19 protein-coding genes are annotated in these 18762 nt (G+C 59.1%); 17 read left to right on the forward strand and 2 right to left on the reverse strand.

From position 1 onward, the window contains the following. Positions 1-209: 209 nt before the first annotated feature. Positions 210-3431 (reverse strand): ribonuclease E, encoded by a 3222-nt coding sequence (gene rne / locus ACM6JQ_RS23700; RefSeq protein WP_007908237.1) that lies wholly within the window; start codon positions 3429-3431, stop codon positions 210-212. 699 nt (positions 3432-4130) lie between these two features. Here rne and rluC point away from each other — a divergent pair. The 3 genes from rluC to sppA are packed head-to-tail and all read left to right on the forward strand — an operon-like array spanning position 4131 to position 6753. Further along, on the forward strand, positions 4131-5090 hold the full coding sequence (gene rluC, locus ACM6JQ_RS23705; RefSeq protein ID WP_034155359.1) for a 23S rRNA pseudouridine(955/2504/2580) synthase RluC: 960 nt from the start codon (positions 4131-4133) through the stop codon (positions 5088-5090). After that, entirely contained in the window at positions 5077-5739 is a 663-nt protein-coding gene (locus ACM6JQ_RS23710; RefSeq protein WP_007908241.1) for an HAD-IA family hydrolase, read from the forward strand. The genes rluC and ACM6JQ_RS23710 overlap by 14 nt, the downstream gene beginning before the upstream one ends. A gap of 24 nt (positions 5740-5763) precedes the next feature. Further along, positions 5764-6753, forward strand: a complete 990-nt coding sequence (gene sppA / locus ACM6JQ_RS23715) for a signal peptide peptidase SppA (RefSeq protein ID WP_007908243.1) — start codon at positions 5764-5766, stop codon at positions 6751-6753. 48 nt (positions 6754-6801) lie between these two features. Here sppA and ACM6JQ_RS23720 read toward each other — a convergent pair whose 3' ends face one another. Next, positions 6802-7380 carry a Maf family protein gene (locus tag ACM6JQ_RS23720; protein WP_007908245.1) on the reverse strand — a complete coding sequence of 193 codons (579 nt, stop codon included), beginning with the start codon at positions 7378-7380 and terminating at the stop codon, positions 6802-6804. A gap of 105 nt (positions 7381-7485) precedes the next feature. Between ACM6JQ_RS23720 and ACM6JQ_RS23725 the strand changes: the two genes are divergently transcribed. From ACM6JQ_RS23725 to ACM6JQ_RS23790, 14 genes are all read left to right on the forward strand, one after another. Next, positions 7486-8013, forward strand: coding sequence for a YceD family protein (locus ACM6JQ_RS23725; protein ID WP_007908248.1), 528 nt, complete (start codon positions 7486-7488; stop codon positions 8011-8013). A gap of 13 nt (positions 8014-8026) precedes the next feature. Then, complete coding sequence (rpmF, locus tag ACM6JQ_RS23730; protein ID WP_003179396.1) at positions 8027-8209, forward strand: 50S ribosomal protein L32; 183 nt, start codon at positions 8027-8029, stop codon at positions 8207-8209. A 4-nt stretch (positions 8210-8213) separates the two neighbouring features. Next, positions 8214-9224, forward strand: a complete 1011-nt coding sequence (plsX, locus tag ACM6JQ_RS23735; RefSeq protein ID WP_081498723.1) for a phosphate acyltransferase PlsX — start codon at positions 8214-8216, stop codon at positions 9222-9224. Positions 9225-9347: 123 nt separating this feature from the next. Further along, the gene (fabD, locus tag ACM6JQ_RS23740) at positions 9348-10286 is read left to right on the forward strand and encodes an ACP S-malonyltransferase (RefSeq protein ID WP_414894760.1); all 939 of its coding nucleotides are present in this window, start codon (positions 9348-9350) and stop codon (positions 10284-10286) included. A gap of 16 nt (positions 10287-10302) precedes the next feature. Next, positions 10303-11046 carry a 3-oxoacyl-ACP reductase FabG gene (gene fabG / locus ACM6JQ_RS23745; RefSeq protein WP_007908254.1) on the forward strand — a complete coding sequence of 248 codons (744 nt, stop codon included), beginning with the start codon at positions 10303-10305 and terminating at the stop codon, positions 11044-11046. A 196-nt stretch (positions 11047-11242) separates the two neighbouring features. Continuing rightward, positions 11243-11479, forward strand: a complete 237-nt coding sequence (gene acpP, locus ACM6JQ_RS23750; RefSeq protein WP_003175607.1) for an acyl carrier protein — start codon at positions 11243-11245, stop codon at positions 11477-11479. Between the two features lie 108 nt (positions 11480-11587). Continuing rightward, on the forward strand, positions 11588-12832 hold the full coding sequence (fabF, locus tag ACM6JQ_RS23755; RefSeq protein WP_007908259.1) for a beta-ketoacyl-ACP synthase II: 1245 nt from the start codon (positions 11588-11590) through the stop codon (positions 12830-12832). Beyond that, positions 12832-13647 carry an aminodeoxychorismate lyase gene (gene pabC, locus ACM6JQ_RS23760; protein ID WP_007908266.1) on the forward strand — a complete coding sequence of 272 codons (816 nt, stop codon included), beginning with the start codon at positions 12832-12834 and terminating at the stop codon, positions 13645-13647. Before fabF ends, pabC begins: the two co-directional genes overlap by 1 nt. Positions 13648-13649: 2 nt before the next feature. Beyond that, positions 13650-14825, forward strand: a complete 1176-nt coding sequence (mltG, locus tag ACM6JQ_RS23765) for an endolytic transglycosylase MltG (protein WP_414894761.1) — start codon at positions 13650-13652, stop codon at positions 14823-14825. A gap of 19 nt (positions 14826-14844) precedes the next feature. Beyond that, positions 14845-15477: a dTMP kinase gene (gene tmk, locus ACM6JQ_RS23770; protein ID WP_007908268.1), complete on the forward strand. Its 633-nt coding sequence runs from the start codon at positions 14845-14847 to the stop codon at positions 15475-15477. Continuing rightward, the gene (locus tag ACM6JQ_RS23775; protein WP_414894762.1) at positions 15470-16453 is read left to right on the forward strand and encodes a DNA polymerase III subunit delta'; all 984 of its coding nucleotides are present in this window, start codon (positions 15470-15472) and stop codon (positions 16451-16453) included. Before tmk ends, ACM6JQ_RS23775 begins: the two co-directional genes overlap by 8 nt. 42 nt (positions 16454-16495) lie before the next feature. After that, positions 16496-16852 carry a PilZ domain-containing protein gene (locus tag ACM6JQ_RS23780; RefSeq protein WP_007908272.1) on the forward strand — a complete coding sequence of 119 codons (357 nt, stop codon included), beginning with the start codon at positions 16496-16498 and terminating at the stop codon, positions 16850-16852. Between the two features lie 14 nt (positions 16853-16866). After that, positions 16867-17658 (forward strand): TatD family hydrolase, encoded by a 792-nt coding sequence (locus tag ACM6JQ_RS23785; protein ID WP_007908274.1) that lies wholly within the window; start codon positions 16867-16869, stop codon positions 17656-17658. Positions 17659-18112: 454 nt separating this feature from the next. Beyond that, the gene (locus tag ACM6JQ_RS23790) at positions 18113-18751 is read left to right on the forward strand and encodes a TetR/AcrR family transcriptional regulator (protein ID WP_007908276.1); all 639 of its coding nucleotides are present in this window, start codon (positions 18113-18115) and stop codon (positions 18749-18751) included. The last annotated feature ends 11 nt before the right edge of the window (positions 18752-18762 follow it).

The raw sequence follows: 18762 nt of genomic DNA on the forward strand, positions 1-18762 counted from the left end.
TCTTTCGAGGTGCACCGACCCAAACTTCGAGTCGAGCACCGGCCTTGAAGTACACGGAGATCGGCTCCCTTTCCCCCTCGCCCCCTGGGGGCGGTCCGACGTTCGGGAGGGCTGGGGTGAGGGGGAAATCTAGAATCCACCACAAAAAATCGATGCATAAAAAAGCCCCGCCTGAATAATCAGGCGGGGCTTTTTAACGGCTTTGGGAATTACACGAGAGGTTTAGGCTCGTGCTCTTTTTCCTCGGCCTCTTGGTGTTGCTCGACCGCGTCCTGAACGGAGCGTGGTGCTTCAGCGATCACCGCTTCAACTACCGCTTCTTCAGCGACCGGGGCAGGAGCTGCCTCGACCACGGCAGCGACTGGAGCAGCTGCGGCAGCCAGTTCGGCTTCCTTCTGCAGACGCTCTTCTTCACGCTTGCGACGACGCACTTCACGTGGATCGTTCGGCGCGCGGCCGCTTGGCGTCAGGGCGCTGACCGGAGCCGGTGCTTCAACCACCGGGGCTGGCGCTTCGGCAACCACTGGCGCTTCGACAACGGGCGCTGGTTCAGCAACGACCACTGGCTCGGCAACCTTGGTTTCTTCAACTACTGGCGCTTCGAACACTGGCGCTTCAACAACCGGTGCTTCAACCACAGGCGCAGGCGTTTCAGCGGTTGCTGGTTCGGCAACCCAGTTGAAAGCGGTCTGCTCTTCGCGAACTTCACGCACGGTTTCAGTCACGGTTTCAGCGACGGTTTCAACCACCGGCTCGGCAACCACGGCTGGAGCTGGCTCTACCTGAGGCAAGGTTTCCTGAACCGGTGCCACTTCGACTTCCGGAGCAGCAACCACTTCTACCGGAGTGGTCGCTTCAACTACCGGCGCTTCCACTGGAGCGGTTTCCTGAACAGCAGCGGTGGCGCGTTCGGCTTGCTCGTGAGCTTGTGCTTCAGCCGGGGCGCTGATCACGGTGCTGGCAACAGCGGCGGTCACCGCCAGGCCAGCAGCCAGATCGGCAGTGCCTGGGCCTTCGCCGTTTTCGCCGGCTTCGGATTCTTCCGAACCTTCGATCACGTTGCCGTTGGCATCACGCTGACGCTCACGACGGTTGCTGCGACGACGCTGACCGCGCGAACGACGACGTGGACGATCGCCTTCGGCGTTCTCCGAACCGTCTTCCGGCAGTTGCTCTTCGTTGCTGTTCACTTCTTCTTCAGCGACGGCAGCAGCGGCCTGTTCGGCGCGTGGCTGACGCTCTTCACGCGGCGGACGCGGTGCGCGCTCTTCACGTGGCTGACGGGCCGGGCGCTCTTCAGCGGTAACAACTGCGGTGTCTGCAGTCACTGGAGCGGCGTCCAGTGGCTCGCGCAGTTCACGTACACGCTCTTCGCGCTCGCCACGTGGCTTGCGGTCTTCGCGCGGTGCACGTGGCGCACGTTCTTCACGCGGAGCACGTGGTGCGCGCTCTTCGCGGGCAACTGGTGCTTCGGTGCGGGCTTCACGAGGCTCGCGGACTTCACGGGCTTCGCGTGGCGCACGCTCTTCGCGCGGTTCACGTGGGGCGCGTTCTTCACGCGGTGCACGTTCTTCACGCGGTTTGCGCTCTTCATCGCGGCGACCATTACGGTTGCGGCTCTGCTGACGACCGTTGCGACGTTCTTCGTTACGGGCCGGGCGCTCGGTGGCTGGTTTTTCAACCACAACCGGAGCGGCAGGCTCTTCTTTGGTGGCGAACAGGCTGACCAGCGATTTCACCAGGCCTTTGAACAGGCTTGGCTCTGGCGCGGCAACTGGCGCCGGTGCCGGAGCAACAGGCGCGGCGGCTTCGGTCGGAACCGGAGCGTTGGCGCGGGCCGGAGCAGTCTTGACCGCAGCTTCCTGGCGAACCAGGGTGCGGGTCGCAGCGGCTGGCTGAACTTCTTCGACTTCAGCAGCGGCAGCAGCGATTTCGTAGCTGGACTGGTTGGTCGCGGCTTCCGGGCTGTCGTCACGCAGACGCTGAACTTCGAAGTGCGGCGTTTCGAGGTGATCGTTCGGCAGGATGACGATACGAGCGCGGGTGCGCAGTTCGATCTTGGTGATCGAGTTGCGTTTTTCGTTGAGCAGGAACGCGGCGACCGGGATCGGCACCTGAGCGCGCACTTCGGCAGTGCGGTCTTTCAGAGCTTCTTCTTCGATCAGGCGCAGGATCGCCAGCGACAGCGATTCAACGTCACGGATGATGCCGGTGCCGTTGCAACGCGGGCAGACGATGCCGCTGCTTTCGCCCAGGGATGGACGCAGGCGCTGACGGGACATTTCCAGCAGGCCGAAGCGCGAGATGCGGCCGATCTGCACGCGAGCGCGGTCGGCTTCCAGGCATTCGCGGACTTTCTCTTCCACGGCGCGCTGGTTCTTGGCAGGGGTCATGTCGATGAAGTCGATGACGATCAGGCCGCCGATGTCACGCAGGCGCAACTGACGGGCGATTTCTTCGGCGGCTTCAAGGTTGGTCTGCAGAGCGGTTTCTTCGATGTCGCTGCCTTTGGTGGCGCGCGCCGAGTTGATGTCGATGGACACCAGAGCTTCGGTCGGATCGATAACGATGGAGCCGCCGGAAGGCAGTTCAACGACGCGCTGGAAAGCGGTCTCGATCTGGCTTTCGATCTGGAAACGGTTGAACAGCGGCACGCTGTCTTCGTACAGCTTGATCTTGCTGGCGTACTGCGGCATCACCTGGCGGATGAAGGTCAGGGCTTCGTCCTGGGCTTCAACGCTGTCGATCAGCACTTCGCCGATGTCCTGGCGCAGGTAATCGCGGATGGCGCGGATGATCACGTTGCTTTCCTGGTAGATCAGGAAAGGCGCGGAGCGATCCAGCGAGGCTTCTTTGATGGCGGTCCACAGTTGCAGCAGGTAATCGAGGTCCCACTGCATTTCTTCGCTGCTGCGGCCCAGGCCGGCAGTGCGCACGATCAGACCCATGTCGGCTGGCGCAACCAGACCGTTCAGCGCTTCACGCAGTTCGTTGCGCTCTTCGCCTTCGATGCGACGGGAGATGCCGCCGGCACGCGGGTTGTTCGGCATCAGCACGAGGTAACGACCGGCCAGGCTGATGAAGGTGGTCAGGGCTGCGCCCTTGTTGCCACGTTCTTCTTTCTCGACCTGAACGATGACTTCCTGGCCTTCGCTCAGGACGTCCTTGATGTTGACGCGGCCTTCAGGGGCTTTCTTGAAGTACTCGCGGGAGATTTCTTTGAGGGGCAGGAAGCCGTGGCGCTCGGAGCCGAAATCGACAAAGGCAGCCTCAAGGCTTGGTTCGATGCGAGTGATGCGGCCTTTATAGATGTTGGCCTTCTTCTGCTCGCGTGCACCGGATTCGATGTCCAGGTCGTAGAGGCGTTGGCCATCTACCAGTGCAACACGCAACTCTTCGGGTTGAGTTGCGTTAATCAGCATTCTTTTCATGTAGTACCGTCGGTTTCCGGGCTGCCGGAAACGGCGTTCGGCACACACGACTTCTCACGGTCGGTGTCAGGTGCGTCGGGAGTGGTTGGCCATTCCCGTGTCCAGCGATATGCGGCCAATTGGGCCGATATAGCGACGTACGCGTCCTGCTTGCTGTGGCTACTTAAGCACTCAGTCAGGAGGAGGAATCAACCAGCGGCTGTGGACGAGATGAAGCGTCTTGATAAAGCCTATTGCTACACAGTCCGGCGGTTGTGCATCTCCACCCTACACGTATCCCTGATAATTCGGGTGCTGCCGCGCGCAGAATCCGCAGCGGGTTGGCATTTACCGTGAGCTCCGATAGGGGAGGTCACGCATCATGGCTAATTCAGGCGTTGTTTCCGAAGCATTCGCTCGGGGTCATCTGCAGCTGACTGCACTTTGTGAACTGGCCTTGAATGTGTGCCTGCCAGGCGAGTAAAAACTCTGCTCGGCGGTGTAATTCAGGCCTCATGTCACCTGCGCTTGTTACAACTGCAAACTCCACCGTTACGTAGCGAAAGCCCCGTAGGACGGCCTCGCGTCCTGGTGAATTGCGTTGGTCAGGGCCGGTTTTTGACCGTGGTTCCTCTGTCCAGGCCGCTTTTGGCGGCGTTCGCGACTATAGCAGCAATGATTAAGTGCTTCAATTCCATAAAAATTGTTATCATCCGCGGCATGACAACTACTGCCCCTTCGACTCCAGGCGTTCAATTGCTTGAAGTCTCGCCGGAGTATGCCGGCCAACGAATCGACAACTTTCTCCTCGCCCGGCTCAAAGGCGTGCCCAAGACCTTGATTTACCGCATTTTGCGTAAAGGCGAAGTGCGCGTGAACAAAGGTCGGATCAAGCCCGAATACAAGCTGCAGGCCGGTGATATCGTGCGCGTGCCGCCCGTTCGCGTGCCTGAGCGTGACGAACCGGTGCCACTTGCACAGGGTTTGCTGCAGCGCCTGGAAGCCTCGATTGTCTTCGAAGACAAAGCCCTGATCGTGATCAACAAGCCCGCCGGCATTGCGGTTCACGGTGGCAGCGGCCTGAACTTCGGCGTGATCGAAGCCTTTCGTCAGTTGCGCCCCGATGCCAAGGAATTGGAACTGGTTCACCGTCTCGACCGTGACACCTCCGGCCTACTGATGATCGCGAAAAAGCGCAGCATGTTGCGTCACTTGCATGAGCAGTTGCGCGGCGATGGCGTCGACAAGCGGTACATGGCGCTGGTACGCGGCAACTGGGCGACTTCGATCAAGAAAGTCAGTGCGCCATTGCTCAAGAGCAATCTGCGTTCCGGCGAGCGCATGGTCGAAGTCAATGACGAGGGCAAAGAAGCCCTGACCATGTTCAAGGTGCTGCGCCGTTTCGGTGATTTCGCCACCATGGTCGAGGCTAAACCGGTTACCGGTCGTACTCACCAGATTCGCGTGCACACCTTGCATGCTGGCCATTGCATTGCTGGCGACAGCAAGTACGGCGATGAGGATTTCACCAAGGAAATCCGCGATCTGGGCGGCAAGCGCCTGTTCCTGCACGCCTACATGCTGACCGTGCCGCTGCCCGATGGCGGCAAGCTGACCTTGCAGGCGCCGGTCGATGAAATGTGGGCCAAGACCGTGGAGCGATTGAGTGCGCCCATCTGATTACAAACTGCTGATTTTCGATTGGGACGGCACGCTGGCCGACTCCATTCACCGGATTGTCGAGGCGATGCACTCGGCGTCCGGGCGCTCCGGTTTCGAGTTGCGCGATGACTTTGCCGTCAAAGGCATCATCGGTCTGGGTTTGCCCGAGGCGATTCGCACGCTGTATCCCGAGATCAGCGATGCCGAAATGACCTTGTTTCGCGAGTATTACGCCGATCACTACATCGCCGCGGAAGCCGTGCCTTCGCCGTTGTTCGAAGGCGTTGTCGAGTCGATGGCGTCCTTTCGCGAGCAGGGTTATCACCTGGCCGTCGCCACCGGCAAGAATCGTCGCGGGCTGGATCGGGTGCTCAAGGCCAATGGCTGGGAAGATTATTTCGATATCACCCGTGCTGCCGATGAAACTGCGAGCAAGCCGCATCCTCTGATGCTGGAGCAGATCCTTGCTCACTGCGGTGTGCGCGCGGAGCAGGCGCTGATGGTCGGCGATTCGTCCTTCGATCTGCTGATGGCGCGTAACGCAGGGATGGACTCGGTGGCGGTCAGTTATGGCGCGCAATCGATCGAATCGCTGCAGCAGTTCGAGCCACGTCTGTCGATCGACCGTTTTTGTGAATTGCATGCCTGGCTGGAACAGCAGGCTTAATACGTTTTTGCTGGGGTGGATGGCATGACCGACGAATGGAAAGCACCGGCCAAGGCAAGTGCCGACGGCGGTGACGAGAAAAGCTGGAAGCTGTTGGAAAAGACCCTGCTGGCCGGTGTGCAGGAACAGCGTCGTTCGCGGCGTTGGGGGATTTTCTTCAAGCTGCTGACGTTTGTTTATCTGTTTGTGGCGCTGATTCTGTTCACGCCACTGATGGACATGGAAAAAAGCGCCACGCGCGGGTCGAACTACACCGCGCTGATCGACGTCACTGGCATGATTGCCGATAAAGAGCCGGCCAGCGCCGACAACATCGTCGGCAGTCTGCGGGCGGCGTTCGAGGACAAGAAGGTCAAGGGCGTGATCCTGCGGATCAACAGTCCTGGCGGCAGTCCGGTGCAGTCGGGTTATGTATATGACGAGATCAAACGTCTGCGCGGTCTGCACCCGGAGATCAAGGTGTATGCGGTGATTTCCGATCTGGGTGCGTCCGGTGCTTATTACATCGCCAGTGCGGCGGACCAGATCTACGCCGACAAGGCGAGTCTGGTTGGCTCCATTGGTGTGACGGCGGCGGGTTACGGCTTTGTCGGCACCATGGAGAAACTTGGCGTTGAGCGTCGCACGTACACCTCGGGCGAGCACAAGTCGTTCCTTGACCCGTTCCAGCCGCAGAAGCCTGAAGAAACGGCGTTCTGGCAAGGCGTGTTGGATACCACGCACAAGCAGTTCATCAACAGCGTCAAGCAGGGTCGTGGCGATCGTCTGAAAGACAAAGAACATCCGGAGCTGTTTTCCGGGTTGGTCTGGTCGGGCGAGCAGGCGCTGCCACTGGGTTTGATTGACGGTCTGGGCAATGCCAGCTCGGTGGCGCGGGATGTGATTGGTGAGAAGGAGTTGGTGGACTTCACTGTTCAGGAGTCGCCGTTCGATCGCTTCTCGAAGAAGCTCGGTGCCAGTGTGGCTGAGCAGTTGGCGATGTGGATGGGTTTCCACGGGCCTTCGTTGCGTTAACAAATCACTGCATGAAAAAACCGGCCTTGATGGCCGGTTTTTTGTGGGTCAGGGAATCTGCACGCCTTCATCCAAAAGCATGTCGATCAGGCGAATCAGCGGCAAGCCGATCAGGCTGGTGGCATCCGGGCCTGCTGTGGACTGGAACAGGCTTACGCCGAGGCCTTCAGCCTTGAAACTGCCCGCGCAGTCGTAGGGCTGCTCGATGCGCAGATAGCGCTCAACGCGCGCCTGATCGAGTTGGCGCATATGGACAGTGAATGGCACACAATCGACCTGGCACTCGCCCGTCTGGCTATTGAGCAAGGCCAGGCCGGTCAGAAATGTCACGCTGGCGCCGCTGGCGGCCATTAGTTGTTCGCGGGCTTTCTCGAACGTGTGCGGCTTGCCGATAATCTGCTCGCCAAGCACGGCAACCTGGTCTGAGCCAATAATCAGGTGAGCGGGGTGGCTGTCGGCCAGTGCCCGGGCTTTTTGTTCGGCGAGGCGCTTGACCAGTTCGATGGCTGACTCGCCCGGGCGATGGCTTTCATCGATATCCGGCGAGCTGCAGACGAACGGCAGGTGCAGGCGGGCGAGCAATTCACGACGATAAGTCGAGCTTGAAGCGAGTAATAAAGGCAGCATTCGCGTCTCCTGAGGCAGGTGCGAATTCTAGCGGAGGCACGCAAGTGACGGACAGGGCACAATTTCCTTTGACATGGGTGGGTGCATCCCTATAATGCTGCGCCTATGTTGAATGACCCGATTCCACCTCACGTTGACCCGCGCAAATTGGCTGATCGTGGCACCACCCTTCAAGGTGAAATGCTGCTGGCCGATTTGGAGAGACTCTGCGACCCGCTTTCCGACAATGTCGGTACGGTGCAGGCGAAATTCGTTTTTGAACGAGATGAACGTAAATCTGTGGTAATCCACAGCTTTATCGACACCGAGGTCAAAATGGTTTGCCAGCGTTGTCTTGAGCTGGTCACCCTGCCGATCCACAGCGAATGCAGTTATGCTGTGGTGAAAGAGGGTGCGAATACCCAGTCGTTGCCGAAAGGTTATGACGTGCTGGAACTGGGCGAAGATCCATTGGATCTGCAGTCACTGATCGAGGAGGAGCTTCTGCTCGCCTTGCCCATTGTGCCTGCTCATCATCCGGAAGAATGCCAGCAGCCGGCGGGTCTCGATGAGCCCGAACCGAGCGAGGACGAGTCAACGCGGTCCAACCCGTTCAGTGTATTGGCGCAGTTAAAGCGTGACCCAAACGTTTAGGAGTTAATCAATTATGGCTGTTCAGCAGAACAAAAAATCCCGCTCTGCCCGTGACATGCGCCGTTCGCACGACGCTCTCGAGGCTAGCACTCTGTCTGTAGAAAAAACCACTGGTGAAGTTCACCTGCGTCACCACGTATCGCCAGAAGGCGTATACCGTGGCCGTAAAGTGATCGACAAGGGCGCTGACGAGTAATCACTTGTCCGCTCAAGTCATCGCGATTGACGCAATGGGCGGGGACTTCGGTCCCCGCAGCATTGTTCAGGCCAGCCTTGCTTGCCTGTCTGCTACGCCCTCGCTGCACCTGACCCTCGTCGGTCAACCCTCCCTTCTTGAAGAATTGATCAACGGCCAATCGGCTGCCGATCGCGCGCGCCTGACGATTGTTGCGGCCAGCGAAGTCATCACCATGGACGAAAAACCGACCCAGGCCTTGCGCGGCAAGCCGGATTCGTCGATGCGTGTTGCTCTCGAACTGGTGCGTGACGGCAAGGCTCAAGCGTGTGTCAGTGCCGGTAATACCGGTGCGTTGATGGCGCTGTCGCGGTTCGTTCTGAAAACGTTACCGGGTATTGACCGTCCGGCCATGGTTGCCGCGATTCCGACGCAGAAGGGTTTTTGCCAGTTGCTCGATCTGGGCGCCAATGTCGATTGCAGTGCCGAGCATTTGCTGCAATTTGCGGTGATGGGCTCGGTGGCGGCGCAGACGCTGGGCATCCATCGCCCGCGTGTCGCGCTGCTGAACATCGGCACCGAAGACATCAAGGGCAATCAGCAGGTCAAACTGGCTGCGACACTGCTGCAAGCTGCTCGCGGTATCAACTACATCGGTTTTATCGAAGGCGACGGGTTGTATCGCGGAGAGGCTGACGTGGTGGTTTGCGATGGTTTTGTCGGCAATATCCTGCTGAAGTCCAGCGAAGGCCTGGCGACGATGATTGCTGCACGTATTGAAGCGTTGTTCAAAAAGAATCTGGCTTCCCGTGCGGTAGGGGCTTTGGCGTTGCCACTGATGAAGCGCTTGCAGGCGGATCTGGCGCCGGCGCGACATAACGGCGCAAGCTTTCTCGGTTTGCAGGGTATCGTCGTGAAAAGTCACGGTTCGGCCGGGGTCCAGGGCTTTCAGAGCGCGATTCAGCGCGCGCTGATCGAGATTCAGGAGAATCTTCCCGAACGCCTCCACGGTCGTCTGGAGGATTTGTTGTCTTAGGCGTTTTCGTCGGACAATGCTTAAATGTGACCGCCCGGTTCAAAGGGCCATCCAACTGTCAGTTTCTTGCGTCCCCCAGCGGGGCGTCATTTTCCGACGACAAGATCATTAGGGGCTTGTTACATGTCTGCTTCCCTCGCATTCGTCTTTCCAGGACAGGGTTCGCAGTCCCTCGGCATGTTGGCCGAGCTGGGCGCGGAATATCCGTTGATCCTCGAAACGTTCAAAGAAGCTTCTGAGGCTCTGGGCTATGACCTGTGGGCACTGACCCAACAGGGCCCGGAAGAGCTGCTCAATCAAACCGATAAAACCCAACCGGCCATTCTGACCGCTTCGATCGCCCTGTGGCGTCTGTGGCTGTCTGAAGGCGGAGCGCGTCCGGCATTTGTTGCCGGTCACAGCCTGGGCGAATACAGCGCGCTGGTCGCTGCCGGCAGCCTGACACTGGCTGACGCGGTCAAGCTCGTTGAGCGTCGCGGTCAGTTGATGCAGGAAGCGGTTCCGGCCGGGCAGGGCGGCATGGCTGCCATTCTTGGTCTGGAAGATGCCGACGTGCTGGCAGCCTGCGCAGAAGCTGCGCAAGGCGAAGTCGTCAGCGCCGTCAACTTCAATTCGCCAGGCCAGGTGGTAATCGCCGGGGCCAAGGCTGCTGTCGAGCGCGCCATCGAAGGCTGCAAGGCGCGTGGTGCCAAGCGCGCCATGCCGTTGCCAGTGAGCGTGCCTTCGCACTGTGAACTGATGCGTCCGGCTGCCGAGCGCTTTGCTGAATCCATCGCCGCCATCGACTGGCAGGCGCCGCAGATCCCGGTCGTACAGAACGTCAGCGCGCAAGTGCCGGCCGATCTGGAAACCCTCAAGCGCGATCTGCTCGAACAACTCTATAAGCCAGTACGCTGGGTCGAGTCGGTACAGACTCTGGCCGCCAAGGGCGCGACCAATCTGGTCGAATGCGGCCCGGGCAAAGTGCTGGCCGGTCTGAACAAACGTTGCGCTGAAGGCGTCGCGACTTCCACCCTCAATACCCCAGACGCTTTCGCTGCCGCCCGTGCAGCGCAAGCCTGAATCAGGAGAAACTTGCATGAGTCTGCAAGGTAAAGTTGCACTGGTTACCGGTGCAAGCCGCGGCATTGGTCAGGCTATCGCGCTGGAACTGGGTCGTCAGGGCGCCATTGTTATTGGCACCGCGACCTCCGCTTCGGGCGCTGAGCGTATTGCTGCCACCCTGAAGGAAAATGGTATCCAGGGCACGGGCCTTGAGCTGAACGTCACCAGCGATGAATCGGTCAGCGCGGTGCTGGCAAGCATTCAGGAGCAGTTTGGTGCGCCAGTGGCGATCCTGGTCAATAATGCTGGCATCACCCGCGATAACCTGATGATGCGCATGAAAGACGACGAGTGGTACGACGTGATCGATACCAACCTGAACAGTCTGTTCCGCCTGTCCAAGGGCGTTCTGCGCGGAATGACCAAGGCGCGTTGGGGCCGAATTATCAGTATTGGCTCGGTAGTGGGTGCCATGGGCAACGCAGGCCAAGTAAACTATGCAGCCGCCAAGGCCGGTCTGGAAGGTTTCAGCCGTGCGATGGCGCGTGAAGTCGGTTCGCGTTCGATTACAGTCAACTCGGTAACCCCTGGGTTTATCGACACCGATATGACGCGCGAGCTGCCTGAAGCACAGCGTGAAGCCTTGCAGACGCAGATTCCGCTGGGTCGTCTGGGACAAGCTCAAGAGATCGCGTCTGTGGTCGCTTTTCTTGCATCCGACGGTGCGGCATACGTCACTGGGGCTACAATCCCGGTGAACGGTGGGATGTACATGTAAGTAAAATGTGACGGATTGCTTCAAAAAAATGTCATACGAGCTGTCTAAAATCCGTTATAAAGCTGCAATCTATTTATAGGCAGAGGGCCGCAGGGTTTGAGGAGTGAAGCTTTCAGTTGAAAAGCTGAAAAGTCTTTCTATACACTTACCCACTGGCCAGCTGCCTGAATTTGTCCATTAGGAGTGAAAACAAGGTATGAGCACCATCGAAGAGCGCGTCAAGAAAATCGTTGCCGAGCAACTGGGTGTTAAAGAAGAAGAAGTGGTCAACACTGCTTCCTTCGTTGAAGACCTGGGTGCCGACTCCCTTGACACCGTTGAGCTGGTGATGGCTCTGGAAGAGGAATTCGAGACCGAAATCCCTGACGAAGAAGCTGAAAAGATCACTACTGTACAAGCTGCAATCGACTACGTTACTAGCCACCAGGCGTAATAGTTTGTAATCGTTGTTTGCTGTCATGGAAAAACCGCACTGCCATCATGGCGTGCGGTTTTTTCTTTAGGCCTGATGCAAAATCGTCATTTGAAAAAGGAGAGTGCTGTGTCGCGTAGACGCGTCGTAGTCACCGGTATGGGTATGTTGTCGCCACTGGGCACGGATGTGCCGAGCAGTTGGCAGGGCATTCTGGCTGGCCGCAGTGGCATTGGTCTGATCGAACACACCGACCTTTCTGCCTATTCCACCCGCTTTGGCGGCTCGGTAAAGGGCTTCAATGTCGAGGAATACCTGTCGGTCAAGGAAGCGCGCAAGCTCGACCTGTTCATTCAGTACGGCCTCGCCGCAGGCTTTCAAGCCGTGCGCAACGCCGGTCTGGAAGTCACCGACGCCAACCGTGAACGCATTGGCGTGGCCATGGGTTCGGGTATCGGCGGTCTGACCAACATCGAAGAAACCAGCCGTACTCTGCATGAGACGGGTCCGCGTCGAATCTCGCCATTCTTCGTGCCAGGCTCGATCATCAATATGATTTCCGGTTTCCTGTCCATCCACCTGGGCGCACAGGGACCTAACTACGCCATCGCCACGGCGTGTACCACCGGTACGCACTGCATCGGCATGGCGGCGCGCAACATCATGTACGACGAAGCCGACGTGATGATCGCCGGCGGTGCCGAAATGGCTGCATGCGGTCTGGGCATGGGCGGCTTCGGCGCGTCCCGTGCACTGTCGACCCGCAACGACGAGCCAACCCGTGCCAGCCGTCCATGGGACAAGGGCCGTGATGGCTTCGTCCTTTCCGACGGTGCCGGTGCACTGGTTCTCGAAGAACTGGAGCACGCCAAGGCGCGTGGCGCGACCATCTACGCCGAGCTGATCGGCTTCGGCACCAGTGGCGATGCGTTCCACATGACTTCGCCACCCGCCGACGGTGCCGGTGCGGCACGCTGCATCACCAATGCGTTGCGCGATGCGAAGATCAACGTCGATCAAGTGCAGTACATCAACGCCCACGGCACTTCGACCCCGGCCGGCGACCTCGCCGAAGCCAACGCGATCAAGTCGGTGTTCGGTGACCACGCCTATAAGCTGGCAGTCAGCTCGACCAAATCGATGACCGGTCACCTGTTGGGTGCGGCGGGCGCAGTCGAGGCGATCTTCAGCGTGCTGGCGATCAACAGCCAGGTCGCACCGCCGACCATCAACCTCGATGAGCCGGACGAAGGCTGCGATCTCGATTTTGTGCCGCACACCGCGCGCAACATGGACATCGATGTCGTGCTGTCCAACTCCTTCGGTTTTGGCGGCACCAATGGCACCTTGGCATTCCGCCGGTTCGCAGGCTGATGGACAGTTGGGTCGACGGTCAACCGGCTGACGCTCTGTCGCTGAAAGATCGCGGCCTGGCTTACGGTGATGGTCTGTTCGAGACTATCGCTGTGCGTAGCGGCCAGCCGATCCTGCTGGATCGGCACCTGACGCGTCTGGCCGATGGCTGTTCGCGTCTGGCCATTGCGGCCGATATCGAGCTGATTCGCCATGAGCTGCTGAGTTATGCAGCAGCGATGGGCGAGGGTGTGCTCAAGCTCATCCTCAGCCGTGGCGACGGTTTGCGCGGTTATGCGCCCGACCCGGCGGCGCCGGGCCGACGCATTCTGCAAGGCAATCCTGCGGCGACTTATCCTGCTGTGCATGCTGAACAAGGCGTTCGCCTGTTTCCCTGCAACACGCGACTGTCCAAACAGCCGCTTCTCGCCGGACTCAAACATCTCAATCGATTGGAGCAGGTTCTCGCCCGTGCCGAATGGCAGGACAGCGAGCACGCCGAAGGCTTGATGCTGGATCAGGTCGGTCGAGTGATCGAGGGCGTGTTCAGCAATCTGTTTCTGGTAAGCGACGGTGTGCTGATAACGCCGGACCTCAAGCGTTGCGGTGTCGCCGGGGTGATGCGCGCCGAAATATTGTTTCAGGCCGAGTCATTGGCCATCCCCACGCAAATCGCCGATATCAGCCTCGAACAGCTGCAATGGGCTGATGAAGTGTTTGTCTGCAACAGTGTTTATGGTGTCTGGCCGGTACGCGCCTGTGCTGCACTGAGCTGGCCGGTTGGCCCGCTCACCCGTAAACTGCAAACCATTGCCCGCGCCCTATTGGATGCCTGATTTTGAGACGTAAACTTTTGCTGCTGCTGGAAACCGGACTGGTTCTGGCAGGGCTGTTGCTGGGCGCTAGCGCCTGGAAGATTCACTCCGCACTGGAGCAGCCGCTGAACATCACGCAGGAAGAGCTGCTGGATGTGCCGAAAGGCTCGACACCGACCCGTACTTTCCTTTCACTTGAAACCGATGGCGTCATCAAGGACGCCTTCTGGCTGCGCGTCTATTGGCGCTTCAACCTCGCCGGTACACCGATCCACAGCGGTGAATACCGCATGCAGCCGGGGATGACCGTCAACGGTCTGATCGACTTGTGGAGGCGCGGTGAAGTGGTGCAGTACAGCCTGACGCTGGTCGAGGGCTGGAATTTCCATCAGGTGCGCGCGGCGTTGGCCAAGGATGACAAGGTCGAGCAGACCCTGAACGGTTTGAGCGACAGCGACGTCATGGCGAAGATTGGTCATAAGGGCTTGTTCCCGGAAGGCCGTTTCTTCCCTGATACCTACCGCTTTGTGCGCGGCATGTCCGATGCTGAGTTGTTGAAGAAAGCCTTTGATCGCCTTGATGAAGTGCTGGCGAAAGAATGGGAAAGTCGTTCTGCCGATGTGCCGTACACCGAACCTTATCAAGCGCTGATCATGGCGTCGCTGGTCGAGAAGGAAACCGGCGTGCCGCAGGAGCGTGGGCAGATTGCCGGTGTCTTTGTGCGTCGCCTGGCCTTGGGCATGCAACTGCAGACCGATCCGACCGTCATCTATGGTCTGGGCGATCGCTATACCGGCAAGTTGACCCGCGCGCATCTGAAAGAGCCGACGGCGTATAACACTTACGTGATCCCCGGCTTGCCGCCGACGCCGATCGCGATGGTTGGCCGCGAAGCGATTCACGCCGCATTGAACCCGGTAGACGGTACCAGCCTGTACTTTGTTGCGCGTGGTGACGGTAGTCATGTGTTCTCTGACGATCTCGATGCACATAACAATGCGGTGCGTGAGTACCAGCTCAAGCGCCGTGCCGATTACCGCTCCAGCCCTGCGCCGGCGCAAACGCCTGAAGCGGCTCCCGCTGCCGAGGATGCGATTCCTGCGGCATCTCCGGATGTAACACCGGAGTCGGTGCCACAGGTGGCACCACAGGAGCCAGCGCCGACTCCAGAAGCCGCCGCCCCACAAAACACGCAATGACTTTGATTAAGGACTGCCTGTGACTGGCTTGTTTATTACCTTGGAAGGCCCGGAAGGCGCCGGCAAAAGCACCAACCGCGAATACCTCGCCGAGCGCCTGCGCGCCGCCGGTATCGAAGTGGTGCTGACCCGTGAGCCCGGTGGCACGCCGCTGGCCGAGCGAATTCGCGAGGTGCTGCTGGCGCCGGCTGACGAAGTCATGAATCCGGATGCCGAACTGTTGCTGGTATTCGCTGCACGTGCCCAGCATCTGGCCGAAGTGATTCGCCCGGCCATGGCCCGAGGCGCGGTGGTCCTGTGCGATCGCTTTACCGATTCCACTTACGCCTATCAGGGCGGCGGTCGCGGCTTGTCACTGGAGCGCATCGCCGCGCTGGAAACCTTTGTGCAAGGTGATCTGCGCCCGGACCTGACGCTGATTTTTGATCTGCCGGTGGAAATCGGTCTGGCCCGCGCCAGTGCCCGCGGTCGTCTGGATCGTTTTGAATTGGAAGGTCGGGCTTTTTTCGAGGCCGTGCGTAGCGCTTTCCTCAAACGTGCCGAAGCCGATCCTGCGCGCTATGTGCGCATCGATGCCGGTCAGCCATTGGCCAAGGTTCAACAATCGCTGGATACCCTGATTCCGAATCTGCTGGAGCTGGCCCGTGGCTGAGGCCTACCCGTGGCAGGACAGCCTCTGGCAGCAACTGGCCGGGCGTAAGCAGCACGCACACGCCTATCTGCTGCATGGCCCGGCCGGGATCGGCAAGCGCGCACTGGCCGAGCGTCTGATGGCGAGTCTGTTGTGCCAGCGTCCGACGCCGGAAGCTTGCGGCGAGTGCAAATCCTGCCTGCTGCTCAAGGCCGGTAGTCACCCGGATAATTACATCCTCGAACCGGAAGAAACCGACAAGGCGATCAAGGTCGATCAGGTGCGTGATCTGGTCAGTTTCGTGGTGCAGACCGCGCAACTGGGCGGGCGCAAAGTGGTGCTGATCGAGCCAGTCGAGGCGATGAACATCAACGCTGCCAACGCTTTGCTCAAGAGCCTTGAAGAACCGTCCGGCGATACCGTGTTGCTGTTGGTCAGCCATCAGACCAGTCGTTTGCTGCCGACGATCAAGAGTCGTTGTGTGCAGCAGGCCTGTCCGCTGCCCGGCGAAGCGATGAGCCTGCAATGGCTGGCTCAGGCGTTGCCGGATTGCTCCGAAGACGAACGTGTCGAATTGCTGACGCTGGCGGCCGGCTCGCCGTTGATGGCGGTCAGTCTGCAGTCTCAGGGCGTGCGCGAGCAGCGTGCACAAGTGGTCGAAGGCGTGAAAAAACTGCTCAAGCAGCAGCAGTCGCCGACGCAACTGGCCGAAGAATGGAAAAGCATTCCGATGCTGCGTCTGTTCGACTGGTTCTGCGATTGGTCGAGTCTGATCCTGCGTTATCAACTGACTCAGGATGAAGCCGGCCTCGGCCTGACCGACATGCGCAAGGTCGTACAGTACCTGGCGCAGAAAAGTGCGCAAGGTAAAGTCCTCGATATTCAGGACTGGATCCTCGCCCAGCGGCAGAAGGTCATGAGCAAAGCCAACCTGAATCCGGCCTTGCTGCTGGAAGCGTTGTTGGTGCAATGGGCGGGATTGCCTGGTCAAAGATAAGAATGTGTACCTAGACTCTGAACATCAGCAGTGGAGGTCAACATGAATGAACCCGTCAGCCCGGGGCCGCGCAACGGCATTTTGTCCCTGACCATCAAGGACAAGTCAGTGCTCTACGCCGCCTACATGCCGTTCATCAAGAACGGTGGCCTTTTCATCCCGACCAACAAGAGTTACAGGTTGGGCGATGAGGTGTTCATGCTGCTCAACCTGATGGACGAGGCCGAGAAGATCCCGGTGGCCGGCAAGGTTGCGTGGATCACCCCGAAAGGGGCGCAAGGCAATCGCGCTGCCGGCGTCGGCGTACAGTTCAACGATGGCGACAATACCGCGCGCAGTCGCATCGAAACCCATCTGGCCGGAGCGCTTAAATCCGACCGTCCCACTCATACGATGTAAGTAGCCGTCTTTTTATGCTTGTAGATTCCCATTGTCACCTTGATCGCCTTGACCTCGCCGCCCATGACGGCTCGCTGGATGCCGCACTGGATGCGGCCCGTGGGCGCGGAGTAGGGCACTTCCTGTGTATCGGCGTGAGTGCGGACAACGCCGCTGACGTCAAAGCCCTGGCTGAGCGTTATGACGACGTTGATTGTTCGGTTGGCGTGCATCCGCTCGATGTGCAACCCGGCGCAGCCCCAGCGCTGGACTGGCTGCTGCACGAACTCAACCACCCGAAAGTGGTGGCGATCGGTGAAACCGGTCTGGATTATCACTACGAGCCGGAAGCGGCCGAGCTGCAGCAAGAGTCATTCCGTCTGCACCTGCAAGCGGCGCAGCACACCGGCAAACCGGTGATCATCCACACCCGTGGCGCCCGTGCCGACACCCTTGAGTTGCTGCGCGAAGCGGCGTTGCCGCAGGCCGGTGTGCTGCATTGCTTCACCGAAGACTGGGACATGGCCAAGGCTGCACTGGACATGGGTTATTACATTTCCTTGTCGGGCATTGTCACATTCCGCAATGCCGATGCGTTGCGTGATGTCGCGAGCAAGGTCCCGGCGGATCGTCTGCTGGTGGAGACCGACTCGCCGTATCTGGCGCCGATCCCTTATCGCGGCAAGCCCAATCTGCCGCAGTATGTGCGCGAAGTGGCGGAATTCCTGGCCATGCTGCGCGGTGAGAACTACGAGCGTTTTGCCGAGCAGACCACCGAGAACTTCAAGCGTCTGTTCCCATTGGCCTCCGTTAAATCTGCCGTGTAGGAGCTGCCGAAGGCTGCGATCTTTTGATCTTGATTTTGACAGGCAAAGGCAAAAGATCGCAGCCTGCGGCAGCTCCTACAGTTGTGATGTGCAGGTAGCTGCGCCAAGCGTTAAATCGCAGGCAAAAAAAACCCGGGTTCTGGGGGGTGAATCCGGGTTAAGACCATTAGGAGTAAAACAAAGGCACGCGGTCCCTTGGTACCTTTATCGGCGCGACACTTGGGGGAGATGTCGCCCGACAGTTCAAGTATTGATCAGTCTGGCGTGCAGTCCAGTTAGCCGGTCGGGGTTTTTAAACAAATTTGGAATACGTTCGCTTCAGTTGAGTTCTCATTGCGCCCAAAACGTTCTCAAAATGAACAAGAAACACAGATATGGTCGGATGATCCGTGCATTTTTGCGCAAGTTAGGCATAATACGCGGCTTCGAATTTTGACCCTTCAGACCTTTTCTTATGCACAAAGAACCTCGTAAGGTCCGTGAGTTTCGTCGCCGCGAGCAAGAAATTCTCGATACCGCGCTCAAGCTGTTCCTCGACCAAGGTGAAGACAGTGTCACCGTCGAGATGATTGCTGATGCCGTGGGTATCGGCAAAGGCACGATCTACAAGCACTTCAAATCCAAGGCCGAGATCTATCTGCGCCTGATGCTCGATTACGAGCGTGATTTGAACGAGCTGCTGCATTCGGCCGATGTCGACAAGGACAAGGAAGCGCTGTCCCGCGCCTACTTCGAATTCCGCATGCGCGACCCGCAGCGCTATCGCCTGTTCGACCGTCTCGAAGAGAAGGTCGTAAAAGGCAATCAGGTGCCGGAAATGGTCGAGGAGCTGCACAAGATTCGCGCCTCGAACTTCGAACGCCTGACCCTGCTGATCAAAGGGCGCATCAGCGAAGGCAAGCTCGAAGACGTGCCGCCGTACTTCCACTACTGCGCGTCCTGGGCGCTGGTGCACGGCGCTGTCGCGCTGTATCACTCGCCGTTCTGGAGCAATGTGCTGGAAGATCAGGAAGGTTTCTTCCAGTTCTTGATGGACATCGGCGTGCGCATGGGCAACAAGCGCAAGCGTGATCCGGAAACCCCAAGCAGCTGAGCCATTCAGCT

Origin of the sequence: Pseudomonas sp. IT-232MI5 (assembly GCF_949767845.1) — a bacterium.
Classification (GTDB): Bacteria; Pseudomonadota; Gammaproteobacteria; order Pseudomonadales; family Pseudomonadaceae; genus Aquipseudomonas.